This window comes from Streptomyces sp. NPDC002817, assembly GCF_053592055.1.
On sequence record NZ_JBSFUY010000025.1, the window covers coordinates 12622 to 38107 of the forward strand.

The window sequence follows — 25486 nt, forward strand, 5'->3', positions numbered from 1 at the left end:
ATCCGGACATACGAGAAGGGCCCCCGGTTTCGGGGGCCCTTCTCGCATGTCCGGGTCGCTCAGACCGTGGTGACGACCTCGTTGTAGGCGAGGCGCGGGGAGCGCGGGTGGGAGGCGTCCTCGCCCGGCTTGCCGATGTTGACGACCATCAGCGGGGTGTGGTCGCCGTCGAGGAACTCCTTGCGGACGCCCTCGAAGTCGACGCCGGTCATCGGTCCTGCGGCGAGACCGGCGGCGCGCACGCCGATGATGAAGTACGCGGCCTGGAGGGCGGCGTTCAGCGCGGCCGCGTTCTCACGGGCCGGGCGCTCGCTGAAGAAGAGGTCCTTGGCCTGCGGGAAGTGCGGGAGCAGCGTGGGCAGTTCCTCGTGGAACTCGTTGTCCGCGGAGAGGATCGCGACCAGCGGGGCGGTGGCCGTCTTGGGCTGGTTGCCCTCGGCCATGTGCCGCACCAGACGCTCACGGGCCTCGGGGGAGCGGACCAGGGTGATGCGCAGCGGGGTCTGGTTGAAGGCGGTCGGGCCGAACTTGACCAGGTCGTAGATCGCCTGCACCTGCTCGTCGGTCACCGGCTCGTCGGTGAAGGCGTTCGCGGTGTGGGCCTCGCGGAACAGCAGGTCCTGGGCGGTGGGGTCAAGGACGAGAGACATGCGTGAACCTTCTGGGGGACGGACGTCGGATCCGGGTTCCGGATCGGCTGACGCAACTGACTGTACGCGACACAGGTTGAAGCTTCAACAAAAACCGGAGCGTGGTGACCCGCTTCACAGATCACCGAAGTCCGTTACTCGGAGTCGGCCTCATCGTCCACGGCCTCTCCCTCGGCGAGGGCCGCGTCCAGCCGGGCCCGCGCCCCGTCCAGCCACCGCCGGCACACCTTGGCCAGCTCCTCGCCCCGCTCCCAGAGCGCGAGGGACTCCTCCAACGTCGTACCACCGGCCTCAAGGCGTCGTACGACGTCGATCAGCTCGTCCCGCGCCTGCTCGTACCCGAGCGCCTCATCCACCTTGCTGGTCATGCGCCCACCCTAAGCATCGACTCGGACACTGAACTCACCCTCGGAAACCCGCGCCCGCAGCACCTCGTCACCGGTGACCTCCTCCGGGTCCCGCACGACATGCCCGTCGGCCTTCTGGAGCACCGCGTACCCCCGCTTCAGCGTCGCGGCGGGGGAGAGCGCCACCACGCGTGCGTGCGTGTGCGTGAGTTCCGAGTCGGCACGGTCGAGGAGATGACCGAGGGTGCGCCGCGACCGCTCCACGAGCGAGGCCACGTGATCGGCGCGCTCGTCGATCATCCGGTGCGGATCCTCTATCGACGGCCGGGCGAGCGCATGGGCGAGCCCGCGCTCCTCCCGCTCGATGAACCCCTCGACGCACCGCCGCGCCCGGTCCCGCAGCATCCGCACGCGCTCGTACTCCTCACCCACATCCGGTACGACCTTCTTGGCGGCGTCGGTCGGGGTGGAGGCGCGCAGGTCGGCGACATGGTCGAGGAGCGGGTTGTCCGGCTCGTGTCCGATGGCGGAGACGACGGGCGTACGACAGGCGGCGACGGTACGCACCAACTGCTCGTCGGAGAAGGGCAGCAGATCCTCAACGCTGCCTCCGCCCCGGGCCACGATGATCACGTCGACGTCGTCGTTCTCGTCGAGCTCCTTGACCGCCTGCATCACCTGCGGCACCGCGTGCACGCCCTGCACGGCGACATTGCGCACCTCGAAGCGGACGGCGGGCCAGCGGTGCCGGGCGTTCTCCAGCACGTCCCGCTCGGCGGCGGACGCCCGCCCGCACACCAACCCGACGAGCTGCGGCAGGAAGGGCAGCGCCTTCTTCCGCTCGGGCGCGAAGAGCCCCTCGGCGGCGAGCGACTTCTTCAACTGCTCCAGCCGCGCGAGCAGTTCCCCGACCCCCACCGGCCTTATCTCGGCGGCCCGCAACGACAGCTGCCCCCGCGGCGCGTACCACTCCGGTTTGGCGAGCACGACGACCCGCGCCCCCTCGCTCACCACATCGGCGACGTCGTCGAACACCTGCCGAAAACAGGTGACGCTCACCGAGATGTCGTACGACGGATCACGCAACGTCAGAAACACGACACCGGCACCGGGCCGCCGGGACAGCTGAGTGATCTGCCCCTCGACCCAGACGGCACCGAGCCGGTCGATCCACCCCCCGATCAGCCGGGAGACCTCACCGACGGGCAGCGCCGCTTCGGGTGACGAGTTGAGAGCCATGCGCCGAGCGTAGTGGCCACCACCGACATCAACGCCGATCCAGGCCTCTGGACGCTGGTCCAGGCACTCCAGCCCGTCCGGCGTTTGAGGACGAGGCCCCTTCAGGGCCGAAGCGGGGGTCCGGGGGCGGCAGCCTCCAGTGATGGGAACGGGTAGGGGCAGCGGGGGCGAAGAAACCCCGGCGGCGCCCACAACACCGGCCCGCTACTCCGCCACCCCCACCCGCCCCCGCTGCCCCACCAGCACCGCCACCCCCACCACGAACCACACCGCCCCCACCACCTGCGCCGCCCCCGACGCCTCCACGATCACCGCGACGGTGATGGCCGCGCCGGCGACCGGCATCAGCACATGCCGCCACCAACTCACCGGCCCACCCCGCCGCCGCACCGCGAACCACCCCACCACGCTCGCGTGCAGCAACGTGAAGGCCGTGAGCGCGCCGATGTCGACGACCGACACCAGATGGTCCATCCCGTCGTCCCGCCGGGCCGCCCACACCGCCGCCACCAGCGTGATGACGGCCGCGCACAGCAGCGCCACCCGCGGCACCCCCGCATCCGTCTTCGACAGCACCCGCGGCAACCGCCGGTCCCGCCCCATCGCGAACAGCAGCCTCCCCGCGGCCGCCTGCCCCGCCAACGCCGCGAACGCCGCCCCGATCGCCTTGCTCACCGCCACCAGGTCATGCAGCCAGGTCCCGACCGACACGTCCACGGCGTCGTAGAAGGCGGAGCCCTGCTTCCCCGGCTGGGCCGCCAGCTCCGCCGACGACATCGGTTCCAGCAGCGCCACCAGATACGTCTGTGCCACGAACAGCACACCCGCCAGCGCCAGACAGAACAGCACCGCCCGCGCCACCTTCGCCGACCCACCGGTGACCTCCTCGGCGAAGGAGGCGATCGCGTCGAAGCCGAGATACGACAGCACCGCGATCGACACCGCCCCGAGGACCGCCGACAGCGCGAACGCCCCCTGCGAGCCGTCCCCCGACAGCGGCGACAGCCACCCCCGCTCGGCACCATCGCGCGCGAGGACGACGGCCGCGGAGACCATGAACACCAGCAGGACCACGATCTCCATCGCCAGCACCAGGAAGCCGACCCGGGCCGCGGCCCGTACGCCCCACAGGTTCAGCAGCGTCGTCACGACCACCGCCACCGCCGTCCACACCCACCGCGAGACCTCCGGGACCAGCGCGTTCATCGCGATACCGGAGAAGAGATACGCGACCGCCGGGATCAGCAAGTAGTCCAGCATCGCCATCCAGCCCGCGATGAACCCGGCCTCCTTTCCGAGCGCCACGCGCGCGTAGGCGTACACAGAGCCCGCGCGCGGGACCACCCGCACCATCTGCGCGTAGCTGAACGCGGTGAAAGCCATCGCGACCGTGGCGACGACATAGACCAGCGCCACCGCCCCGTGCGACCTGGCGTCGAGGGTGCCGAACACGCCGACGGGCGCCATGGGGGCGATGAAAAGCAGCCCGTAGACCACCAGGTCCCGGAATCCGAGGCTGCGCCGCAGGTCATGGCCAGGATCGGCGGTACGGGTCGTCGTCTGGGTCTCGGACATCGGTGCCTCCGCCGGTGCTTCATCCGTCGACTGCCGTCGCCGGTTCCCCGCCCTTCACACTTCCCGGCCAGTCTCGCCAACAACGCGATCTTTGACCCGTCCGGCGCGGCCTTACGATGGGACGCATGACTGCTTCGCCTGGCCGCCGTGTCCTGCTCGCCGCCCCCCGGGGCTACTGCGCGGGTGTGGACCGCGCCGTGATCGCCGTCGAGAAAGCCCTGGAGCAGTACGGCGCTCCGGTGTACGTCCGGCACGAGATCGTCCACAACAAGTACGTCGTGCAGACCCTGGAGAGGAAGGGCGCCATCTTCGTCGAGCGGACGGAGGAGGTCCCCGAGGGGAACATCGTCATGTTCTCCGCGCACGGCGTCGCGCCCGTCGTCCACGAGGAGGCCGCGCGCGGCCGGCTCGCCACCATCGACGCGACCTGCCCGCTGGTCACCAAGGTCCACAAGGAAGCCGTCCGCTTCGCCAAGGAGGACTACGACATCCTCCTGATCGGGCACGAGGGCCACGAGGAGGTCATCGGCACCTCCGGCGAGGCCCCCGACCACATCACCCTCGTCGACGGTCCGGAAGACGTCGCCAAGGTCGAGGTCCGCGACGAGTCCAAGGTCGTCTGGCTGTCGCAGACCACCCTCTCCGTCGACGAGACCATGGAGACCGTGGAGGCGCTGAAGGAGAAGTTCCCGCAGCTCATCTCGCCCCCCAGCGACGACATCTGCTACGCCACGCAGAACCGCCAGATCGCGGTCAAGAAGCTTGCCGAGGACGCTCAGCTGGTGATCGTGGTGGGCTCGAAGAACTCCTCGAACTCGATCCGGATGGTCGAGGTGGCCCTGGACGCGGGCGCCCCCGCCGCGTACCTGGTGGACTTCGCCTCCGAGATCGACGAGGCCTGGCTGGAGGGCGTCACCACGGTCGGTCTGACCTCCGGTGCCTCGGTCCCGGACGTGCTGGTGGAGGAGGTGCTGGAGTGGTTGGGCGCGCGTGGCTACGGGGACGTCGAGACGGTGAAGACGGCCGAGGAGTCCATCACCTTCTCGCTGCCGAAGGAGCTCCGCCGCGATCTGCGCGAGGAGGCCGCGGCGCTGGTCGCGGAGCGTACGGGCGCCTCGAAGGAGTGACGGTCGGTCGCCCGTCGTAACGTAGGGCCATGCAGATCTTCGGTGTGGACATCGGCGGATCCGGGATCAAGGGCGCCCCGGTGGACCTGGCCAGAGGCGACCTCGCCCAGGAGCGCCACAAGGTGCTCACCCCGCACCCGGCGACGCCGGACGCGGTGGCGGACGGTGTGAAGGAGGTCGTCGAACACTTCGGCTGGTCGGGGCCGGTCGGGCTGACCTTCCCGGGCGTGGTCACCGGCGGGGCCACGATCCGTACGGCGGCCAATGTCGACAAGGACTGGATCGACACGGACGCGCGCGCGTTGTTCTGCGAGCGGCTCGGCGGCCTGCCGGTGACGGTGGTCAACGACGCGGACGCGGCGGGCGTCGCCGAGATGGAGTTCGGCGCCGGTCACGGCCGCAGGGGCACCGTCGTCCTGCTGACCTTCGGCACCGGCATCGGCAGCGCCCTGTTCGTCAACGGCGTCCTGGTCCCCAACACCGAGCTGGGCCACCTGGAACTGCACGGGCACGACGCGGAGACGCGTGCCTCCAGCAAGGCCAAGGAGGACGGCGAGCTGACGTGGGAGCACTGGGCGCGCCGCGTCCAGAAGTACCTCGCCCATGTCGAGATGCTCTTCTCGCCCGAGCTGTTCATCGTCGGCGGTGGTGTCAGCCGCAAGTCCCAGAAATTCCTGCACTACATCGAGGGCATCAAGGCGGAGATCGTCCCGGCGCAGTTGCAGAACAACGCGGGGATCGTGGGGGCGGCGATGCGGGCGGCGAAGGAGTAGGTCACGAGGGCCGGCGGTTCGCCTGCCGCCGGCGGTTCATCAGCCGGATCTTCCGTACGGTCACGATCAGACCGGCGAGGAGCGTCCCGCCGTACAGCCATCCGGCCTCGGTGGCCAGGGCTGTCACGAGGCCCATCAGCCGGGCACCGAACCCGTCCCCTTCCTGGGCGAGTGGCACGAGCCCCGCGGCGAAGGCGATCGGCACCACGATGGGTGCGGTGCCCAGGTCGTTGCGCCGCACCCAGACGGCCGTCAGCACGCACACCGGCAGGAACAGCACGCCGTACACCGTCAGCGACCCGAACGTCAGTGCGTCGAGGCAGCCGAGCACCAGCATCACCGCGATGCAGAACAGACCACCGCCGAGCCCGGTGAGCCGGGGGTTGGGGAAGCGTCGCACCGCCTGCACGACCGGGGGAGCGGGCCGTCGTACGGCCGCCGGACGGCGCCCGCCGCGGGCCGCCTGCGGGGGCAGGGATGGCGTCTCGCGTCGTGCTCGGATGTGCGGGGGTCGCGTCCTGTGTTGCTCCACCGGACCAACTTAGGACGGTTTATATGCAGAATCGCCCCTCAGACACGCCGATGGATCGACCTTGGCCAAGTGTTCGACGCCTCGAAGGGGGCGGGGCCCGGTACGCCGTAGACTGGTGGATCGGCCCCAGCCCTCAGTCCTCTCCTCTCACGTACGGGAAGTCGCAACGTGTCGCTCACGATCGGAATCGTCGGTCTGCCGAATGTCGGCAAGTCGACCCTTTTCAACGCCCTGACCAAGAACGACGTGCTCGCGGCCAACTACCCGTTCGCCACGATCGAGCCGAATGTCGGTGTCGTGGGCGTCCCGGACGCGCGTCTGACGAAGCTGGCCGAAATCTTCTCCTCGCAGAAGATCCTCCCGGCGACCGTCGACTTCGTGGACATCGCGGGCATCGTGAAGGGCGCGTCGGAGGGTGAGGGCCTGGGCAACAAGTTCCTCGCGAACATCCGTGAGTCCGACGCGATCTGCCAGGTCATCCGCGCCTTCAAGGACGAGAACGTCGTCCATGTCGACGGCAAGGTCTCGCCCAAGGACGACATCGAGACGATCAACACCGAGCTGATCCTCGCCGACCTCCAGACCATCGAGAAGGTCCTGCCGCGTCTCCAGAAGGACTCGCGCATCAAGAAGGACATCGCGCCGAAGGTCGCGGCGGTCGAGGCGGCGAAGGAGATCCTGGAGCGGGGCGACACCCTCTTCTCGCAGGGCATCGTCCAGGGCTCGGGCAACGAGGAACTCCTCCACGACCTGCACCTCCTGACGACCAAGCCCTTCCTCTACGTCTTCAACGTGGACGAGGACGAGCTGGTCGACGAGACCTTCAAGGACGAGCAGCGCGCCCTGGTCGCCCCCGCCGAGGCGATCTTCCTCAACGCCAAGCTGGAGCAGGACCTCGCCGAGCTCGACGAGGAGGACGCGATGGAGCTCCTGGAGTCGGTCGGCGCCGAGGAGCCCGGCCTCGCCACCCTCGCCCGCGTCGGCTTCGACACCCTCGGCCTCCAGACCTACCTCACGGCCGGCCCCAAGGAATCCCGCGCCTGGACGATCAAGAAGGGCGCCACCGCCCCCGAGGCCGCCGGCGTGATCCACACCGACTTCCAGAAGGGCTTCATCAAGGCGGAGGTCATCTCCTTCGCCGACCTCGTCGAGACCGGTTCGGTCGCCGAGGCCCGCGCCAAGGGCAAGGCGCGCATGGAGGGCAAGGAGTACGTCATGCAGGACGGGGACGTCGTGGAGTTCCGCTTCAACGTCTGATCAGCCGTGACGGAGGGGGCCGGGCTCTGGTGAGCCCGGCCCCCTCCGCGTTCCCGTACGACTTCTACTTCCCGCTCGGCGGGGTGAGCTTGTCGATATCCAGGCTGATCTCGAACGGCACCGGGCGCCCGAGGGTGCCCCGGAAGATGCCCCCGGGCGCGTAGCGGCCGGTCGGTTCGTCGAGTTCGTAGACGCGGACGACGGGTGCCCCGTCCTCGTCCTCGACGCACCAGTGGTGCGGGATGCCGGCCTCCGCGTACTTGCGGAGCTTGACCGTGCGGTCGCGGTGGGCGGACTCGGGGGAGACGACCTCGATGACGAGCCGTACCTCGTCCGGTGCGGAGGCGGTCCAGGTCCTCCGCGAACCAGCCTTCCGCGTGCGGCGGGCGCATCCAGTCGGGCAGTGCGGTCATGGCTCAACCGCAGCCACTCGACGGGGACCGGGCCACGAGATCGTCAACGGGGCCGACCGCCTTCACGTCGTCGGGAGCTCCCGGTCAGGGCGTCGTTCGGCGCAGCTTGCGGGCGTTCCGGAGCACTCGCAGCGTGCCCGGCAGCGGAGGGCTCGCGGAGCCGTGCAGCAGCCCCGTTCCGCGCGCCGACACCGCGTCAGCGGTCAGGAGTTCGATCTCGATCACCGCGCTCAGCAGCGCCCGGCCCGGGGGCGCCGCCAGGGCGGGTAGTTCGCGTGCCGCCTTCAGGGCGGTCCGGGCGGCGTCGACCTGGTCGTGCACCAAGTCGCGCAGGCCCGGTGAGGCTCGGCCCGCCGTGAGGTCCTCCGCCGTGAGCGAGTAGCGCCGCAGCGTCTCGGTCGGGATGCCGAGGCGGCCTTCCGGGAGGTCCTCGGCGAGGTCGTTGACGAAGTCCAGCCGCTGGCTGCCCTCGATGAGGGTCCGGGACAGCGCCCGGTACCGCCCGTCGTCGGTCCGCGGCCCCAGCAAGGTGCCGACCAGCAGGTAGGCGGGCAGCGAGTAGGCGTCCACATAGGTCTGGAAGTCGGCCTCCGTCGTGAAGCCGGTGAACTCCAACTCGGCCGTGGCGGTGGCCAGATACTCCTCCGTCACTTCCCCTAGCCGCGGATACGCGGCCACGGTGTGCAGGAACGCGCGGATCGGCGGATCGTCGGCCACGCCCTTCTCCAGTGCCTCGCGCAGCCGCCGCTCCCAGGACGCCCACGCCGCCACCCGCCGGGGCTTCGGGCCGGTGTCCAGGAGGTCGTCCCCGTGGTGCATCACGGCCGTCGCGGCCACCACGTGCGGCAGCATCGGCCGCGGCAGCAGCACCCGGGCCGCGAGATACGAACTGCGCCGCTCGCGTGCCACCAGCCGCCGCTGGGCGTCGTAGTCGCTCCGCAGCTCCGGATCCCGGATCCCCGCCGCGTCCAGGGCCCTCTTCCACGCGCTCATGCGGTGATCGTAGACAGCCCCGGTGTTCCGCGAGACAGCCGCCCTGTCAGGCTCCCGCGACCGACCGGCACGCCTCCGCGTACGCCCGCACCAGCGGTCTGCGGTCCCCCTCCCGCCAGGCGAGGGCATACCGGCTCGGGCTCACCCCGCGCACCGCCCGCGTCACCACCCCGCCCAACGTGATCAGCGGGGCGTTGCCCTCGGCGACCAGGCAGATGCCGAGGCCGGCGACCAGGGCCTCGTACGTCTCCTCCGTGCCGGCGATCTCCGCGCCGATGCGGGCCGGGCGGCCGGCGCGTTCGCCGAGGGCGAGCCAGTGGTCGCGCAGTGGGCCCGCGCTCTCGGGGAGGGCGAGGAACGGTTCCTCGGCGAGGTCGGCGAAGTCGATTTCCGGGCGGGACGCCAGGGGGTGGGTCTCCGGGAGGGCGATCAGACGGGGTTCCTCGGCGACCACCGTCCACGCGTAGCGGTCGGAGTCCGGCAGGGGCAGCCACACGAAGGCGACGTCCGCGTCCCCCTCCGCCAGGCCCGCGGTGGGGTCCTCCCAACTCACCTGGCGCACCCGCAGTGCCGCGTCCGGACGGGCCGCGGTGAAACGGGAGCGGATCGCCGGCAGCAGTCCGCCACGGCCCGGGCTGGTGCTCATCCCCACGATCAGCGTGCTGCGCTGGGCCGAGCGGGCCACCGCCACCGCCGCCGCGCCCTCCGCCCAGTCGGCCAGCACCCGCCGGGCGTGCGGCAGCAGCGCCTCGCCCGCCCCGGTGAGCGTCACGCCGTGCCGATCGCGGCGGAACAGCTCGACGCCCAGCTGCCGCTCCAGAGCCCGTACTTGCTTGCTCAGGGCGGGCTGGGACACGTACAGCCGTTCGGCCGCGCGGGTGAAGTGCAGTTCCTCGGCCACCGCGAGGAAGTAGCGCAGATCCCTCAGGTGCACGTCCGTTGTCATAGCCATCGGCTATCACCGTGGGTCTTGGACGGGCAACGGACTTTCGCAGCAGGCTGGTTCACGAGCCACTCGGAGTCACTCGGAGAAGGGGATCGAGATGAACAAGGTCTGGCTGATCACGGGGGCGAGCAGCGGATTCGGGCGGGCGATCGCCCAGGCGGCCCTCGCCGACGGCGACGTCGTCGTCGGCGCCGTCCGCCGGCCCGAGGCGCTGGACGACCTCGTGGCCGCCCACCCCGACCAGGTGGAGGCGCTGCGCCTGGACGTCGCCGACACGGCGGCCGCCGAGGCGGCGGTACGGGACGTGGTGGCGCGGCACGGGCGGATCGACGTCCTCGTCAACAACGCGGGCCGCACCCATGTCGGCGCCTTCGAGGAGACCGGGGAGGACGAGCTGCGCGCGCTGTTCGACGTGCACGTGTTCGGACCCGCGGCGCTCGTGCGGGCCGTGCTGCCGTCGATGCGGGAGCGGCGCTCCGGGGCGATCGTGCAGATGAGCAGCATGGGCGGGCAGATGTCCTTCGCCGGCTTCGGCGCCTACAGCGGGACGAAGTTCGCCCTGGAGGGCATGTCCGAGGCGCTCGCGGACGAGGTCGCGGAGTTCGGCATCAAGGTGCTGATCGTGGAGCCGGGTGCCTTCCGGACCTCGCTGTTCGAGGCGGAACGGGCCGGCGCGAGCGCGGACAGCGGGGTGTACGCCAAGGTCAGAGACACCCGTGGTGTCGTCGCCGGCGGTGACGGTTCCCAGCCCGGCGACCCGGCCAAGGCGGCCGCGGTGATCCTGGCCGCCCTCCAGGCAGAGCACACGCCCCTGCGCCTCCCGCTCGGCCACGACGGCGTCACCGCGGTCCTGGGCCACCTCGACCGGGTCCGCGAGGACGTCACGGCCTGGGAGAAGACCACCCGGGCGACGGGCTTCGACGACTGACGGGCCGTGCCCCTCGGGCCCCGTCCGCCCGGGCCACGGTGAACGGGGCTGCGGCCCGCCCATGTCGAACCACGCACGCACGACCACCAGTCGCCCCCGCCAACCCCGTCTACACCTGCGCCAACCCCGACTTCAACCCCGCCCCGCACAACGGCACCACCCCGCTCCGCTCCCCGAGCTCCCCTTCCCGCACGGCGGCCCAGCACGCCACCCCCGTCGACTCCACGAACAGCCCCATCGACGCCAGGTCCCGCTGGGCGTGCCGGATCCGATCCTCGGTCACCGTCACGAAGGTGCCCCCGGACTCCCGCACCGCCCGCAGGATCTGCCGTGCCCGGGGCGGCCGGGGGATCGCGATGCCCTCGGCGAGAGTCGGCGCCGCCGCGGTCGTACCGACGAGGTCCTCCGCCCCCGCCTGCCAGGCCTGGGCGAGCGGAGCCACCGCCGCCGCCTGGACCGCGTACAGGGCGGGCCGGCGGTCGATCAGCCCGGCGCCGTGCAGCTCGGCGACGGCCAGGGCGGCGCCCAGCAGCAGCGTGCCGTTGCCGACGGGAAGGACGAGGACGTCCGGGAGGCGGCCGCCGAGGTCCTCCCAGAGTTCATGGACGTAGGTCTTCGTGCCGTGCAGGAAGTACGGGTTGAAGACATGGGAGGCGTAGAAGGTGCCCGCCGAGTCCGCCGCCTCCCGCGCCGCCGCCGCGGCCGCCTCACGGTCACCGGCGACCACTTCCAGGCGGGCCCCGTGCGCCCCGATCTGCTCCAGCTTCTTCGCCGACGTGCCCTCGGGGACATACACCGTGCAGGGCAGCCGCGCCCGAGCGCAGTACGCGGCGACGGCCGTGCCCGCGTTGCCGCTGCTGTCCGCGACCACCCGGCTCGGCTCCAGGCGCAGCGCCAGCTCGGCGAGCAGCACCGCGCCCCGGTCCTTGAAGGACAGCGTCGGCATCAGGAAGTCCAGCTTGGCGAAGACGCCGTCGCGCAGGGGGACCAGCGGGGTGCGGCCCTCGCCGAGGGAGACCGAGGGGGTCGCGAGCGGGAGTGTCTCGGCGTACCGCCACAGGGAATTCGCCCGTCCGGTGAGGGACTTGAGCGATGCCGGGGTGGGGTGGAAGTCGAGGTCGAGGGGGCCGCGGCAGACCGGGCAGCACCAGACGAGCGAACCGCCGGGGACTCGGGTGCCGTCGACGGGGCAGTAGCAGTCCGGCAGTGGGCTCATGTGCGCAGCGTAGATGGGCCCTCAGGGCCCTTGTGCAATTCCTGCGGAGGCATCAATCTTTCGGCGGGCGCACAGCAACCCCACTGCAAATTGACATGAACATATCAGCGCACCAGCGATCGAGGAGGATCCCTCAGATGGCAGCGATGCGTCACCGAAGATGTGCGGTGCTCGGCGCGGCGATGACCGCCGCACTCGCCGCGAGCCTCGTCTCCGCCCTCCCGGCCACGGCCGCTCCCGAAGGCCGTGTCCAGTACGAGGGCGCGGCGAACGCCGTGGCCGACAGCTACATCGTGACCCTGAAAGCGGGCACCAAATCGGGCTCCGCCCAGGGCAAGGCGGTGGCCGAGCAGTACGGCGCCGACATCGAGCGCACCTACACCAAGGCGCTCAACGGCTATGCGATCGAGGCCTCCGCGTCCGAGGCGAAACGTCTCGCCGCCGACCCGGCCGTCACCTCCGTGGTCCAGAACCGCACCTTCGGCATCGCGGCGACACAGACCAACCCGCCGTCCTGGGGCCTGGACCGCATCGACCAGAAGACGCTCCCGCTGAACAGCTCGTACACCTACCCGGACTCGGCCGGTGCGGGTGTCACGGCGTACATCATCGACACGGGTGTCCGCATCTCCCACAGCGACTTCGGCGGCCGGGCCCGCTACGGCTACGACGCCATCGACAACGACAACACCGCCCAGGACGGCAACGGCCACGGCACCCACGTCGCCGGCACGGTCGCCGGAACCGCCTACGGCGTCGCCAAGAAGGCGAGCATCGTCGGCGTCCGCGTCCTGAACAACTCCGGTTCCGGCACCACCGCCCAGGTCGTCGCCGGCATCGACTGGGTCGCCCAGAACGCGGTCAAGCCGGCCGTCGCCAACATGTCCCTCGGCGGCACCGCCGACACCGCCCTGGACACCGCGGTCCGCAACGCCATCGCCTCCGGCGTCACCTTCGCCGTCGCGGCCGGCAACGAGACGACCAACGCCTCCACCAGGTCGCCCGCCCGCGTGACGGAGGCCATCACGGTCGGCGCCACCACCTCGACCGACGCGAAGGCGAGCTACTCCAACTACGGCACGGTCCTCGACCTGTTCGCCCCCGGCTCGTCCATCACCTCGACGTGGAACACCAGCGACTCCGCCACGAACACCATCTCCGGTACGTCGATGGCGACCCCGCACGTGGCCGGCGCGGCGGCGCTGTACCTGGCGGCCAACCCGTCGGCGACGCCCACGCAGGTCTCCTCCGGTCTGGTGAGCCTCGCCTCCACCGGCGTCGTCACCAGCCCCGGCACCGGCTCGCCCAACCGGCTCCTGAACGTCCCCGGAGGCACCGTCACCCCGCCAGGGCCGCGCTTCGAGAACACCGCGGACTACGCGATCGCCGACAACTCCACCGCCGAGTCCCCGGTGACCGTCTCCGGCGTCACGGGCAACGCGCCCTCGGCCCTGCCCGTCGAGGTGCACATCGTCCACACGTACATCGGCGACCTCCAGATCCAGCTGATCGCCCCCGACGGCACGGCGTACACCCTCAAGGCGTACGGCACCGGCGGCAGCGCGGACAACATCGACACCACGTACTCCGTGAACGCCTCCTCCGAGGTCGCGGCCGGCACGTGGCGGCTGAGGGTCAGTGACAACGCGGCGCTGGACACCGGGCGGATCGACGCCTGGGCGCTGCAGTTCTAGTACGTCAACGGTCCGTCGGTTTCAGGTCGTCCTCGCGGAGGGCTTCGGGTCGGTGACCCAGCCCGCCGCGAGGACGAGCCGTGTGCCGCGGTGGACGGCGAGGAAGCCGAAGGGGCGGTCGAAGACGGCGTGGGCCCGCTTGGACTCGTACGGCTCGGGATCCCAGCTCATCCATGCCATGTCCATCGCGGTCACGGCGGCGGCCCGGAACCCCACCGCGCTGAAGGTAGCCGTGGCCGACTGCCGTCCGGCGGCGAGTGCGAGCGGGTCCGGGCTGATGCCGGCGAAGTGTCCGGGCCCGCTGTCGGCCGCGGTGGTCAGGCCGAACAGCTCGGGGCGTGCGAGCAGGTCGTGGTGCGCGTCGAGCGTGAACTCGACGGTGTCGAGCGTGAGACTTGGCGGCTCGGGCTGCTTGGTTCGGATTCTCTCCACCCTGAGGCCGGGACCGGCCTCGCCGATCGGCAGTCGGCCACCGGGTACGGTCGACGCCGCACCCGACAGGATGTCCACCCCGACGCCCAGCACTTGCCTCGGCCCCAACCCCTCGTCCCCGAGCAGCAGATGGACGTCGATGCCGTCGACACCCTGCACCCTCGCCTCGGTCACCGCTCCGGCCGACGTCCGCGCCACTGTCACGGTGTCCGGATCCGGGACGGTGCGGCTGAGCCCGGCACGTTCCTGACCCCGCCAGGGCACGAGGGTGCCGGTGAACGGCACCTCCCAGTCCGTCCGCAGGGCCAGCGCGGTGGCCAGCACCAGCGAGGAGTCCGGCTCCAGCGTCACCGACATCCGCTCGATCGCCCCGCCCGTGCGCTTGGCGGCCCAGGCGTCCAGGGACTCCTGGTCGGCGTCGAGTTCACCGGTGAGCACGCCGTGCGCCTCGGCCGGCAGCTCCGCCGCCCACTCCTCCCGGAGCTCCACGAACCGCTTGGTCCACAGCCCGAGCGCGGAGTCCAGGCCGTCGATGCCGGCCATGGTCGCCAGCAACTCCCGTGCCGCCGCGCCCGCTTGCTCGGCCGGGACGCCGAGAGCCTCCGCCAGCTCCTCCCGCGCCGCGCCTGTCGCCCCGTCCGCCAGGAAGGCGAGCAGGGGCCATACCCCGGCCGCCGAGAAGACGGTCCCGCCCTCGACGGTGGCTGCCCAGCGGGCCGTCAGCCCGTTCACCGCGCCGATCATCAGAAGTCCTCGTCGTCCTCGCCGTACTCGGGGTCTTCGGGGTACTCCGTCGGATCCGTGACCCACCCCGACGCGAGCACGAGCCGCGAGTGGCGGTGCACGGCGAGGAAGCCGAAGGGACGGTCGAAGGTGGCGTCGATCCTGGTGGTCACCCAGCGGAGCCGGGGTACGCCGGCGCCGACGGCACCGATGGCCGTCACGGCGGCGGCACGGAAGCCCAGGGCCGTGAACTTCGCCATCGCGGACTGCCGGGCCGAGCCGATGGCCAGCGGTGAGGCGCTGATGTCGGGGAAGTGCCCCCGGCTCGCGTCCCTCGCCGCGGTGAGACCGAACAGGCGGTGGAGCATCAGCAGGTCATGCTTCGCGCTCATGTCGAACGCGACGGTGGTCACGTCGAGGATCGGAGGGTCGGGCGTCGCGCTGCGGACCCTCTCGACCACGAGGCCCGGCCCCACCTCCCCGTACGGGAGCTGGGGCCCGGACACGACCGCACACCTCCGCGCCAGGATGTCCACCCCGGCCCCCAGCACCTGCCCGGGCGTCATCCGCTCCTCACCGAGCAGCAGATGCACGTCGATGGCGTTGTCCCCCAGCACCTTCAGCTCGGTGACATGACCGTCGGGCGTGGCGGCCACCCCGACCCGGTCCAGCAGCTCGCTGCTCCGGTGCAACCCGGCCAGCTTCCGGCCCTGCCACGGTCCCGTCTCCGGCCAAAGGGGCCAGTCCCAGAAGGGCCGCAGCCACTCCGTCCGCAACGCCAGCGCACTCGCCAGCACCATCTCGGTGTCCTCGGCCACCTGCACGGGCATCTCTTCGATCAGCCCGCCCGTCCGCTTGACCGCCCAGGCATCCAGCGCCCCCTTGTCGACGCCCACATCGCCCGTCAACACCCCGTGCGCCTCCAGCGGCAGCCCCGCCTCCCACCGCTCCCTCAGCCCCAGCGTCCGCTTGGTCCACAGCCCGAGCGCCGAGTCCAGCCCCCGCATCCGTCCCATGGCGGCCAGCAACTCCCGCGCCGCGCCCGCCGCTTCCTCCGCGGGCATCCCCACGGCCTCCGCAAGCTCACTCCGCGCCGCACCGCCCGCCCCGTCCGCCAGGAACGCCAGCAACGGCCACACGCCCGCAGCCGAGAAGACCGTCCCGCCCTGCGAGGCCCCCGCCCACCGCGCGGTCAGGTCGTTGACCGCCCGGATCGTCGCATTCGTGACCGCCATTCCGCCCCCACTCACCCCGCGCTTACGATGCGCCCAGTCGCACGTGAGTTCTCCCGAGAACCCCCAGCCCGAACCAGGAGCACGGTACCCGTGTCCATACCCCCGCCTCCCGGCCCCCACCAGCCCCAAGGGCCGTACCCGCCGGGCCCCTACGCCCCGCCCGGCCCCTGGGGCTACGGCTACGGCGGATACGCGCAGCCCGTGCCCGTCAACGGCCTCGCCATCGCCGCCCTGGTCCTCGGCATCCTCTGCTTCCTGCCGGCCGTCGGGCTGGTCCTGGGGCTGATCGCGCTGAGCCAGATCAGGAAGAGGGGCGAGCGCGGCAAGGGCATGGCGATCGCGGGTTCCGTGCTGTCCTCGGTGGGCCTCGTCCTGTGGACCGTGTCGCTCACCACCGGCGCCGCCGCCGACGTCTGGGACGGCTTCAAGGACGCCGCGAGCGGCGAGGGCAGCGCCTACTCGCTCAAGAAGGGCGACTGCTTCGACTCGGGCACCGATGCCCTGACGGGCGAGACCTACGACGTCGACGAGGTGCCCTGCGCACAGGCGCACCAGGGTGAGGTGTTCGCCGTCGTCAAGCTCCCCGGCGGCGACTTCCCGGGCGACAGCGCGATCGAGGACACCGCCGACGACAAGTGCTACGCGCTCCAGGAGACGTACGCCATGGACGCCTGGGCCGTACCGGAGGACGTGGACGTCTACTACCTGGTGCCGTCCGAGGACAGCTGGGCCTTCGGGGACCGCGAGATCACCTGTCTGTTCGGCAACGTCGACGAGGACAAGAGCCTGACCGGCTCGCTGCGCAACGACGAGACGACCCTCGACGCCGACCAGCTGGCCTTCCTGAAGGCGGCCAACGCCCTGGACACGGTGCTCTACGAGGAGCCCGAGGACTACGCCGAGGACGACCTCCCGGCGAACACGGAGTGGGCGGCCGACGTCGACACCGCGCTCGGCGAGCAGTCCGAGGCGCTGGGCGGCCGCTCCTGGTCCGCCGAGGCCGCGCGGCCCGTCGCCGACTTCGTGAAGGACATGAGGGACGCCCGCAAGGAGTGGGCGAAGGCGGCGGACGCGGGGGACGTCGACACGTACTACGAGCACTACGACGCCGGCTACGACTTCGTCGACGGCAAGTCCACCGTCACCGCCCGCGAAGCTCTGGGCCTGGCCACCACGGTGCCGTCGTACGACGAGGACTACGACAGCGGGAGCGGCGGCGGGGGCGCCGGGGAACTCGATGTGTGATCACCGCTATAGCGGGGAGAAAGTGCCTGCGTAAAGCCCGACGCAGGCACATGTCACTACATCGAGTGATTCTCTGGCCTTTGCTTGCGTGGCGGAACCCACGGTTGCCACGCTGTTGCTGTCTGTACAACCTGATGGGAGCGGCCAGTGACATTCGGTGAGCAGCCGGCGTATCTGCGCGTCGCGGGCGATCTCCGCAAGAAGATCGCCGACGGTTCGCTGCCACCGCACACCCGACTGCCCTCCCAGGCGAGAATCCGCGAGGAGTACGGCGTCTCGGACACCGTCGCGCTGGAGGCGCGCAAGGTGCTGATGGCCGAGGGGCTGGTCGAGGGCCGCTCCGGCTCCGGGACGTATGTGCGCGAGCGCCCGGTGCCCCGCCGGGTGGCCCGCTCCGGTTTCCGTCCGGACGGCGGGGCCACGCCCTTCCGGCAGGAGCAGGCCGACGGCGAGACACGCGGCACCTGGGAGTCCCGCAGCGCGCAGGCCGAGGCGAGCGTCGCCGTCGCCGAGCGGCTCGGCATCCGGCCGGGCGACCGCGTGATGTGCACCAAGTACGTCTACCGGGACAACGGCGAGCCGATGATGCTCTCCACCTCCTGGGAACCCCTCGCCGTCACCGGCCGCACCCCCGTGATGCTGCCCGAGGAGGGCCCGCTGGGCGGCATGGGCGTCGTCGAGCGCATGGCCGCCATCGACGTGATCGTGGACAACGTCACCGAGGAGGTCGGTGCCCGCCCCGGTCTCGCCGAGGAACTCCTCGCGCTGGGCGGCGTCCCCGGCCATGTCGTCGTGGTCGTCCACCGCACGTTCTACGCCTCCGGCCGCCCCGTGGAGACGGCCGACGTGGTCATCCCGGCGGACCGCTACCGGGTCGCCTACCACCTTCCGGTGAAGTAGCGCACGCCGCTACGGCAGTTGCCACCAGTACCCGTCCAACCGGGGCCCATGCGAGCGGCGTTGGAATCTGGCCGTTCTCGCAGGTGGCCCCGGGCATGCGCACACCGCTCTGACCGGATGCATTCATGTGGGCGCACGGCGCGTTCGACGCCGCACGCCCCCTGCGTTCTGGCTGGTTGCGTACCTCTTTGTGAGAATCCGTGTTCGCTGCGTAAAGGTTAGGCGTAGGCTCGGGCATATGCGGATTGCGGTTTCCTTAGCGGGCGGGGCACGGCGAGAACCGCGAGTGGGAAGGGGCGGTGGGGCGGGATGAACGACGGCACGATCACTCTTCCCTGGCTCGTCATACGGCAGGACGACAATGGCAATCGCTACCGCGTGGGCCGCTACGCCACCCGGGCAGAGGCGCAGAAGATCGCGGACAGCCTCGACAGTCGCGGCCACAAGCAGCTGTACTGGGTCGAACGCATCGGTCAGAACGGCAGCAGCGCGACGGCGAACTGACCGGTCGACGCCTCCCGTAGGCTCCGGCACATGACGGAACCGATCGTGGTGGTGGGCGCGGCCCTGCTCGACGCCGACCACCTCCTCGCCGCCCGCCGCAGCGCACCCCCCGAACTGGCCGGCCGCTGGGAACTCCCCGGCGGCAAGGTCGAACCGGGCGAGACCCCCGAGGCGGCGCTGGCGCGCGAGCTCCGGGAGGAACTGGGCGTAGAGGCGGAAGTGGGGGAGCGAGTCCCGGGTGAGTGGCCCTTGAGGCCGCCCTATGTCCTCCAGGTCTGGACGGCTCACCTGCTCCCGGGTTCACCGCAACCCAAGCCCCTTCAGGACCACGACGGTCTGCGTTGGCTGACGGGGGCCGAACTGTGGGACGTGCCGTGGCTCGACCAGGACGTGGAGGCGGTCCGGAAGATCGCGGGGCACCTGTAGTCGCCCAAGGGGCGCGGGGCTGTGACATCAGCGGCTCCGCCGCGGGGCGCGACAAGCCGCAACGCACCCGCGGCCGCCGGACGACAGGCACCCCCCAGCCTCGTAGGCGCCCCTTGCTACGCCGTTCGCACCACAACGCGCCGTCCCGCGCGGTACCACGCCCCGGATATCGGGTATGTGCCCATTAACCCCATGAAACCGGACATGGGCGTGGCCCGGGAAGTGATCGGCGTGATCGACACCGAAGGCGACTGCGCCGACTGGACGTTTCCCGCGGACCCCGGCGCCGTACGCGCCGCCCGCATCGCCGTCCGCGGCCGACTGCGCGACTGGAACCTCGACAGCGTGGCCGACATCACGACCCTGCTGGTCAGCGAGCTGGTGACCAACGCGCTGCGACACGCCACCGGCCCCATCGGCGTCCGCCTCGTCCGCCCCACCGGCCTCGGTGGCGTCCTGCTCGTCGAGGTCTCCGACCCGCTCCCGGACCCGCCGCGGGAGCGGGTCGCCGACCTCGAGGACGAGAGCGGCCGGGGTCTGCAACTGGTCGCCCACTCCTCGCGCCGCTGGGGCACCAGGCCAGGTGAGGCGGGCAAGACGGTGTGGTTCGAGCTCGCGGTCCCGGAATGAACCGGGGGCGACCGGGCTGTACGACCCCGTTCGCGCTGTCCAGTGACTGGTTCAGGCCACTGACGGTTGCCGGAGTACGTGATTCGACAGTGTGTTGGCTGGTTAGAAGACTGGAAGTGTTGTCGCGGTGCGGTCCAAAAAACGCTGGGACCGTGCTGTGATCGTGAACACCGTGTTGTGCGGCGCCGTAGTGCTGGATACTGCGGGCAGCCGCTGCCGGTGACCGGTGCCGGACGCGGTGAGCTGGAGGGGACGGTTCGCGTGAGCGAGATACCAGCGAAGGCCACGGAGTCCGAGGACCCGTCGGACGGCGCGAGGTCGGTGGCCGCGGGTGACACCGCGGCCGACGTGACGCGTGGTGCCATGGGCGGAACAGGCCTGGAATCCACCGGTGAACCCGGCGGGACCGCTGGCGCCCCCCTCGGCGGCGCGATGTGGCAGAGCAGTCCGCCCGGCTCCATCTACGACTACATCAAGGTCGCGTCCTTCTCCATCGGCCCCGACGGCCTCGTGGACCAGTGGAGTCTGCGCGCCGAGCAGCTCTTCGGGATCCCCGCCGACCGGGCCGTCGGCATGGACCCCATCGAGGCGTTCATAGACGCCGACCAGCGCGAGGTCGGTCAGCGCAAGATGGCCGAGATCCTCGACGGCCGCGAGTGGACCGGGGTGGTCCCCTTCCGGGTGCCGGAGTCGGCCGACCGGGAGGCGGGCGAGGAGGGGCTGGCGGAGGTCTACGTCATGCCGACCCAGACCGCGGAGGGTGAGCGCGCCGCCGTCTGTATCGTCGTGGACGTCCGCACCCTGCGTCGGATCGAGACCGACCTTGCCGCCTCGCAGTCGATTTTCGGTCAATCTCCGTTCGGCTTTCTGCTGATCGACCCCGATCTCAGGGTCCGGCGCGCCAACCATCGCTTCGCCTCTCTCTTCGGCGGCACCCCGGACGACCACCGTGGCAAGGGGGTCAGCGACTATCTGCCCCGCCCCGAGGCCGAGCGGGTGGCGGCCACCCTGCGCCGCGTCCTGGAGACCGGCGAATCCATCACGGACATGCACGTCACCGGCTTTCTGCCCGGCTCCGACGAGCGCCGCCACTGGTCGGTCAACCTCTACCGTGTGCGCAGCGGCTCCGGCCGCCCCATCGGCATCGCCTGGCTCGCGACCGACATCACGGCCCGTCGCGCGGCAGCCCGGGAAGCGGCCGCGGCGCGGCGCAATCTCGCCCTTCTGAACGAGGCCGGCGCCCGGATAGGCAACTCCCTCGACCTGGAGACCACGGCCCGCGAACTCCTGGACGTCGTCGTCCCCGGCTTCTGCGACCTGGCCACGGTCGACCTCTACCAAGGCCTCCTGGCGGGCGACGAGACCCCGCCGGGCCTCGCCGACGGCAGCGCGGAACTCCGCCGCGTCGCCTTCGCCAGCGCCGTCTCCGACACCCCTTTCATCAGCTCGGGCCCGCCCGTCTCGGTCGGCGCCGTCCACCACTTCCCCTTCAACTCGCCCAGCGCGGACGCCCTGCGCACCGCCCGCCCGCTGTTCATCCCGGCCGAGGAGGGCGGCCTGGTGCAGTCCACGCTCGCCGTGCCGATGGTCGCCCACGACACCGTCGTAGGACTGGCGCAGTTCGCCCGTACGAAGGGCAGCGAGCCGTTCGGGGACCGGGACCGCGATCTGGCGGTGGAGCTGGCGGCGCGGGCGGCGGTCTGTATCGACAACGCGCGGCTGTACCGGCGTGAGCACGAGCGGGCGTTGATACTTCAGCGGTCCCTGCTGCCCCCGGGCGACCCGGTCGCCTCCGGTCTCGACATCGCGTGTCGCTATCTGCCGGGCAACTCCTCCTCCGATCGGCCCAGCGAGGTCGGCGGCGACTGGTTCGACGTCATCGAACTGCCTGGGCACCGTACGGCGTTGGTGGTCGGTGACGTGATGGGCCGCGGGCTGCGGGCGGCGGTGGCGATGGGTGAACTGCGCTCCGCCGTACGGACGCTGGCGTTGCTGGACCTCGAACCGGCCGAAGTGCTGAGCGCGTTGGACGAGATCGCGCGCGGTCTCGGTGCGCCGGGCGGTGTCCAGCAGGCCACCCGCGCGGCCCGCCGGCCCCGTGAGGCCGACCTGTCCGAGGTGTACCTGGCGACCTGCGTCTACGCGGTCTACGACTCCGTGACCCGCCGCTGCACCTTCGCCAACGCCGGTCATCTGCCGCCGGTCCTCGTGGAGCCCGGCGAGGCGGCCCTCATGCTCGACGTGCCGCCGGGCATGCCGCTCGGCGTCGGGGGCGAGCCCTTCGAGGAGGTGGAGGTCGAACTCCCCGAAGGCGCGCTGTTGGCGCTCTACACGGATGGACTGGTCGAAAGCCGCGATCACCCCCTCGACGAGGGGCTCCAGGCCTTCGTGGGCGCGCTGACGGATCCCACCCAGCCGCTGGAGGATGTCTGCGACCACGTCCTCAACACCCTCGACAGCCACCACGGCGAGGACGACATCGCCCTGTTGATGGCACGTGTCCAGGGCCTGCCCGAGGACTCCGTGGGCGACTGGACGCTGCCGCGGGAGCCGCGGAGTGTGGGGCGGGCGCGGGAGTACGCCCGTGCACGGTTGCTGGCGTGGGATCTGGAGCCGCTGGTCGACACGACGGAGCTGCTGGTCAGTGAGCTGGTGACGAACGCCCTGCGGTACGGCGAGGGTGAGATCAGGTTGCGGTTGTTGCTGGACCGGACCCTGGTGTGCGAGGTGTGGGACTCCGGATTGGTGCAGCCGCGGCGGCGGCGGGCGCGTGACACGGACGAAGGCGGGCGCGGGTTGCAGCTGGTCGGGCTGCTGAGCGCGGCGTGGGGGTCGCGCCGGACGCCTCGGGGCAAGACGGTGTGGTTCGAGCTGCCGTTGCCGGACGGGGAGACGGGGCTGGCGGATCCCGCGGAGGCCTTGCTCAGCTTGTTCTGAGGGTTCCCCGCGCCCCTAGGAGGGCGCGGTCGCGCCCATCCCGCGTGTGCGGGTGCGTGGGCCGCCGAAGGTCGTGGGCGTTTCGGCGTCCAGCAGTACCCCGCCCAGGATCGCCCCCGCCACACCGCTCTCGTGCTCGGTCGCCGGGTTGCCGTGTACCCGTACGTCCTGTTCGGCCAGGTCGCGGGCCTCCCCGGCGTACTCGGCCGCGGCTGTCGGGTCCTCGGTGAGCAGCCGGGCCGCCTCCGCCAGCCGGGTGCGGGCCACCGCGCCCACCGCGCCCCGGTGGGTCGTGACGACATCGTCCGCGGCGGCTATCGCGGTCCGGCCGACCAGCAGGGCGGCCGCTCCCAGCACCCCGGCCGTCGGCTCCGTCGTCAGCGGTCCGGCCGACCGCACGATCCGGCGCAGGGCGCCGAGGGGGTCGTACGGTCCGGTGGTCCGCTCGTCCCGTACGACGGCCAGGGCGCCGTCGGCATGCAGGATCCGGGCCCACAGCTCACTGGCGGGCACGTCGGCCGGCTCTTCCCGTGCCCTCGCGAGTTCCGCCTCCGCGCCGGTCAGTGCCGCCGGCACCAGGGCGTCGGCGTTCGTCAGCGCCGCGCCGAGCCGTTCGACGCCGTCCAGGAAGACTGCGGCCTGGGCGATCGCGCCCTCGGCGGCGCAGAGATGGAGAGCGGCCCTCTCGGTCTCCGCGCGGTCGGCGCACTGGCGGGACTGGTTGAGGCGGAGGGTGGCGAACACCAGGCGGTCCTTGGCCTGTTCGGTGTGGCCGGTGACGGGGGCGGTCGCCGAGGGGGCGTATCGCTCCTGCCAGTCGGCGAGGAGCGCCTCGACGGTCCCGGTGCGCCCGGCCAGCGCCCGGAAGCGGCCCTCGGCGATCTCCAGGGCCTCGCCCGGGCCCTTCTCCAGCGCCCGCAGCTGGTCGAACCCGGCCGCCTCCGCGTCCAGCCGCCGCCCGGCCTCCTCGCACCGTCCGACGACTCCGGCGAGCGCGTGCCGCCGGGCCGCGGGTTCCTCCGGTACACCGTCGTCGTACTGCTGCCGCATCCGGAAGGCGGCCCTCAGCTCGCCCTCCGCGTCCCGCAGGGCCGCCGAGAGGGGCGCCACGGCACTTTTCCCGAACCGTGCCTCGACGAAGCCGAGTTCCGCACGGCTGGTGCGGACGCAGTCGTCGGCCGTGACGAGCAGCGCCTGCGCCTGTGCGTCGAGTTCACCGGCGGACGGTGTCCATGGGGCGACGAGGGTGCCGCCGGGAGTGGTGCGGGTCCGGGCCCGCCGCGTACGCCGTACGTAGGTGTATCCCGCGACCGCGCCCGCGGCGCCCACCACGAGGAGGGGGAGGACGAGGTCGGCGGCCGAGGCTCCGTCCTCCTGGGCCTGAACCTGCTGCGCGGTCCCCGCCCGGGGCGCTGCAACCGCGGCACCGTCGTCGAACGTCATTCCCGGCAACACCAGCCACACCACCCCGGCGAGCCCGCCCAGCAGGGTGTGCGCCACCCGCACGGATATGTGCGAGGTCGCGCGCCGCGGCCGGCCCCGGAACAAGGATGACGTCACATTTCGGAGCGTATGAGCAGGAATGCCGTGGCGCGACCGGGGTGCGGCAGGGGTGGAGCGGCGGGGCAGGGGCGGGAGCGAGGGGACGCGGGGATGAGCGAGACAGGGACCGGGGACGAGGAAGGACCCACGGTCGCCGCCGAGGAACCCTCGCAGGAGCCACCCGCACCCGACGACGGGAGCGGCAAGGGCGCTGCGGGCTGGAAACGATGGCTCAAGCGCATCGCCCTCGCCTCGGCACTGACCCTTCTGCTCCCCACCCTCGCCGCGGCCATGGCGCTACGCCTCAACTACACCGGCGACCTCGCGGACGGCACCTGCACCCGCAACCGCGACGCGATCTGGCTCGGCCACGCCTGGGTGGACGGCCGCAAGACCGACAAGGACGTCACCGTACTCGCCGAGCGCCTGAGGACGACCGGCATCCGCGACCTCTACGTCCACTCGGGCCCCCTGGAACACGACGGAACGCTGCCGAAGTCGTCGTATCCCGGAGCGCGCCGGCTCATCAGCACCCTGCACGGCGCGGCCCCGGGCATCCGTGTCCAGGCCTGGCTCGGCGACAAGCTCGCGAACGAGACCCCCGACGGTCTGCACCTCGACCGCGGGGCGACCCGCGACGCCGTGGTGCGCTCCACCCGCGAGATCCTCGCCACCGGCTTCGACGGTGTCCACTTCGACCTGGAGCCCCTCCACTCCGGCGACCAGGACTACCTCACCCTCCTCGACTCCCTCCGCGCGGTCACCCGCGACCGCGGTGTCCCTCTCTCCGTCGCCGCCCACCAGATCGACCCGCTCCCGGCGCTGCACTCGGTCGCGGGCGCCCTCACCGGGCATCCCAAGTGGTGGTCGCAGGAGTACTTCGGCCAGGTCGCGCGCCGCGTCGACCAGATCGCCGTGATGTCGTACGACACCGCGATGCCCCTGGAGAGCCTGTACGGCGGTTACGTCGCCCAGCAGACCTCGCTCGCCCTGGAGGTGACCCCGCCCTCGACGGACCTGCTCATGGGTCTGCCGTTCTTCCACGAGAACAAGCTCGGCCACCGCGCCGCCGCCGAGACGGTCCCGGCCGCGGTCAGGGGAGTGCGGCTCGGTCTGTCCCGCACGGATGCGGACCGGGCCAACTTCGGCGTGGCGCTGTACGTCGACTTCGCGGCGACGGAGGCGGACTGGGCGGCGTACAGGGAGGGCTGGGTGCGCTGAG

23 protein-coding genes and 1 pseudogene are annotated in these 25486 nt (G+C 71.5%); 12 read left to right on the top strand and 12 right to left on the bottom strand.

Annotated elements, in window-relative coordinates; translation table 11 throughout:
• Window positions 1–59: 59 nt before the first annotated feature.
• The 4 genes from ACWD3I_RS34655 to ACWD3I_RS34670 form a co-directional block, all read right to left on the bottom strand.
• A complete protein-coding gene (locus ACWD3I_RS34655) occupies window positions 60–650 on the bottom strand; it encodes a malonic semialdehyde reductase (RefSeq protein WP_365411722.1) in 591 nt (196 codons plus the stop codon).
• 134 nt (window positions 651–784) lie between these two features.
• Window positions 785–1018: an exodeoxyribonuclease VII small subunit gene (locus tag ACWD3I_RS34660; protein ID WP_365411719.1), complete on the bottom strand. Its 234-nt coding sequence runs from the start codon at window positions 1016–1018 to the stop codon at window positions 785–787.
• A gap of 9 nt (window positions 1019–1027) precedes the next feature.
• A complete protein-coding gene (gene xseA, locus ACWD3I_RS34665; RefSeq protein WP_365411716.1) occupies window positions 1028–2236 on the bottom strand; it encodes an exodeoxyribonuclease VII large subunit in 1209 nt (402 codons plus the stop codon).
• 204 nt (window positions 2237–2440) lie between these two features.
• Window positions 2441–3811, bottom strand: a complete 1371-nt coding sequence (locus tag ACWD3I_RS34670; protein ID WP_365411714.1) for an APC family permease — start codon at window positions 3809–3811, stop codon at window positions 2441–2443.
• 116 nt (window positions 3812–3927) lie between these two features.
• Between ACWD3I_RS34670 and ACWD3I_RS34675 the strand changes: the two genes are divergently transcribed.
• Both ACWD3I_RS34675 and ppgK read left to right on the top strand, forming a co-directional pair.
• Complete coding sequence (locus tag ACWD3I_RS34675; RefSeq protein ID WP_365411711.1) at window positions 3928–4938, top strand: 4-hydroxy-3-methylbut-2-enyl diphosphate reductase; 1011 nt, start codon at window positions 3928–3930, stop codon at window positions 4936–4938.
• 29 nt (window positions 4939–4967) lie between these two features.
• Window positions 4968–5711 (top strand): polyphosphate--glucose phosphotransferase, encoded by a 744-nt coding sequence (ppgK, locus tag ACWD3I_RS34680; protein WP_365411708.1) that lies wholly within the window; start codon window positions 4968–4970, stop codon window positions 5709–5711.
• 1 nt (window position 5712) lies between these two features.
• Here ppgK and ACWD3I_RS34685 read toward each other — a convergent pair whose 3' ends face one another.
• Window positions 5713–6243 (bottom strand): DUF6542 domain-containing protein, encoded by a 531-nt coding sequence (locus ACWD3I_RS34685; protein WP_365411705.1) that lies wholly within the window; start codon window positions 6241–6243, stop codon window positions 5713–5715.
• A gap of 168 nt (window positions 6244–6411) precedes the next feature.
• Between ACWD3I_RS34685 and ychF the strand changes: the two genes are divergently transcribed.
• The gene (ychF, locus tag ACWD3I_RS34690; protein ID WP_266888521.1) at window positions 6412–7500 is read left to right on the top strand and encodes a redox-regulated ATPase YchF; all 1089 of its coding nucleotides are present in this window, start codon (window positions 6412–6414) and stop codon (window positions 7498–7500) included.
• 64 nt (window positions 7501–7564) lie between these two features.
• On the opposite strand, the pseudogene ACWD3I_RS34695 reads toward ychF, so the two are convergent.
• The 3 genes and pseudogenes from ACWD3I_RS34695 to ACWD3I_RS34705 form a co-directional block, all read right to left on the bottom strand.
• Window positions 7565–7913 (bottom strand): annotated as a pseudogene (locus ACWD3I_RS34695) (Uma2 family endonuclease).
• Window positions 7914–7997: 84 nt separating this feature from the next.
• Window positions 7998–8906, bottom strand: coding sequence for a squalene/phytoene synthase family protein (locus tag ACWD3I_RS34700; protein ID WP_365409335.1), 909 nt, complete (start codon window positions 8904–8906; stop codon window positions 7998–8000).
• Window positions 8907–8952: 46 nt separating this feature from the next.
• On the bottom strand, window positions 8953–9858 hold the full coding sequence (locus ACWD3I_RS34705) for a LysR family transcriptional regulator (RefSeq protein WP_365409338.1): 906 nt from the start codon (window positions 9856–9858) through the stop codon (window positions 8953–8955).
• 91 nt (window positions 9859–9949) lie between these two features.
• Here ACWD3I_RS34705 and ACWD3I_RS34710 point away from each other — a divergent pair, with 91 nt between their 5' ends.
• Window positions 9950–10780 (top strand): oxidoreductase, encoded by an 831-nt coding sequence (locus ACWD3I_RS34710; RefSeq protein WP_365409341.1) that lies wholly within the window; start codon window positions 9950–9952, stop codon window positions 10778–10780.
• 109 nt (window positions 10781–10889) lie between these two features.
• Here ACWD3I_RS34710 and ACWD3I_RS34715 read toward each other — a convergent pair whose 3' ends face one another.
• Window positions 10890–11996, bottom strand: coding sequence for a pyridoxal-phosphate dependent enzyme (locus ACWD3I_RS34715; protein WP_365409344.1), 1107 nt, complete (start codon window positions 11994–11996; stop codon window positions 10890–10892).
• Window positions 11997–12133: 137 nt separating this feature from the next.
• Between ACWD3I_RS34715 and ACWD3I_RS34720 the strand changes: the two genes are divergently transcribed.
• Window positions 12134–13690, top strand: a complete 1557-nt coding sequence (locus tag ACWD3I_RS34720; RefSeq protein ID WP_365409347.1) for a S8 family peptidase — start codon at window positions 12134–12136, stop codon at window positions 13688–13690.
• 21 nt (window positions 13691–13711) lie between these two features.
• Here the strand turns inward: ACWD3I_RS34720 and ACWD3I_RS34725 are convergent, their stop codons facing one another.
• The gene (locus ACWD3I_RS34725; RefSeq protein WP_365409350.1) at window positions 13712–14866 is read right to left on the bottom strand and encodes a serpin family protein; all 1155 of its coding nucleotides are present in this window, start codon (window positions 14864–14866) and stop codon (window positions 13712–13714) included.
• Complete coding sequence (locus ACWD3I_RS34730; protein WP_365409353.1) at window positions 14866–16080, bottom strand: serpin family protein; 1215 nt, start codon at window positions 16078–16080, stop codon at window positions 14866–14868. The genes ACWD3I_RS34725 and ACWD3I_RS34730 overlap by 1 nt, the downstream gene beginning before the upstream one ends.
• A 90-nt stretch (window positions 16081–16170) precedes the next feature.
• On the opposite strand from ACWD3I_RS34730, the gene ACWD3I_RS34735 reads away from it, so the two are divergent.
• The 6 genes from ACWD3I_RS34735 to ACWD3I_RS34760 all read left to right on the top strand — a co-directional run bounded on the left by ACWD3I_RS34735 (window position 16171) and on the right by ACWD3I_RS34760 (window position 22722).
• The gene (locus ACWD3I_RS34735; protein WP_365409356.1) at window positions 16171–17325 is read left to right on the top strand and encodes a DUF4190 domain-containing protein; all 1155 of its coding nucleotides are present in this window, start codon (window positions 16171–16173) and stop codon (window positions 17323–17325) included.
• Between the two features lie 147 nt (window positions 17326–17472).
• On the top strand, window positions 17473–18225 hold the full coding sequence (locus tag ACWD3I_RS34740) for a GntR family transcriptional regulator (RefSeq protein WP_266888494.1): 753 nt from the start codon (window positions 17473–17475) through the stop codon (window positions 18223–18225).
• 309 nt (window positions 18226–18534) lie between these two features.
• On the top strand, window positions 18535–18729 hold the full coding sequence (locus tag ACWD3I_RS34745; protein ID WP_266822457.1) for an SPOR domain-containing protein: 195 nt from the start codon (window positions 18535–18537) through the stop codon (window positions 18727–18729).
• Between the two features lie 30 nt (window positions 18730–18759).
• Complete coding sequence (locus ACWD3I_RS34750) at window positions 18760–19155, top strand: (deoxy)nucleoside triphosphate pyrophosphohydrolase (protein ID WP_365409360.1); 396 nt, start codon at window positions 18760–18762, stop codon at window positions 19153–19155.
• 192 nt (window positions 19156–19347) lie between these two features.
• Window positions 19348–19785: an ATP-binding protein gene (locus ACWD3I_RS34755; protein WP_365409363.1), complete on the top strand. Its 438-nt coding sequence runs from the start codon at window positions 19348–19350 to the stop codon at window positions 19783–19785.
• A gap of 261 nt (window positions 19786–20046) precedes the next feature.
• On the top strand, window positions 20047–22722 hold the full coding sequence (locus ACWD3I_RS34760) for a SpoIIE family protein phosphatase (RefSeq protein ID WP_365409366.1): 2676 nt from the start codon (window positions 20047–20049) through the stop codon (window positions 22720–22722).
• Window positions 22723–22737: 15 nt separating this feature from the next.
• On the opposite strand, the gene ACWD3I_RS34765 is transcribed toward ACWD3I_RS34760, so the two are convergent.
• Window positions 22738–24282 (bottom strand): hypothetical protein, encoded by a 1545-nt coding sequence (locus tag ACWD3I_RS34765; protein WP_365409369.1) that lies wholly within the window; start codon window positions 24280–24282, stop codon window positions 22738–22740.
• Between the two features lie 93 nt (window positions 24283–24375).
• On the opposite strand from ACWD3I_RS34765, the gene ACWD3I_RS34770 reads away from it, so the two are divergent.
• Window positions 24376–25485, top strand: coding sequence for a glycoside hydrolase family 18 protein (locus tag ACWD3I_RS34770; protein WP_365409372.1), 1110 nt, complete (start codon window positions 24376–24378; stop codon window positions 25483–25485).
• The last annotated feature ends 1 nt before the right edge of the window (window position 25486 follow it).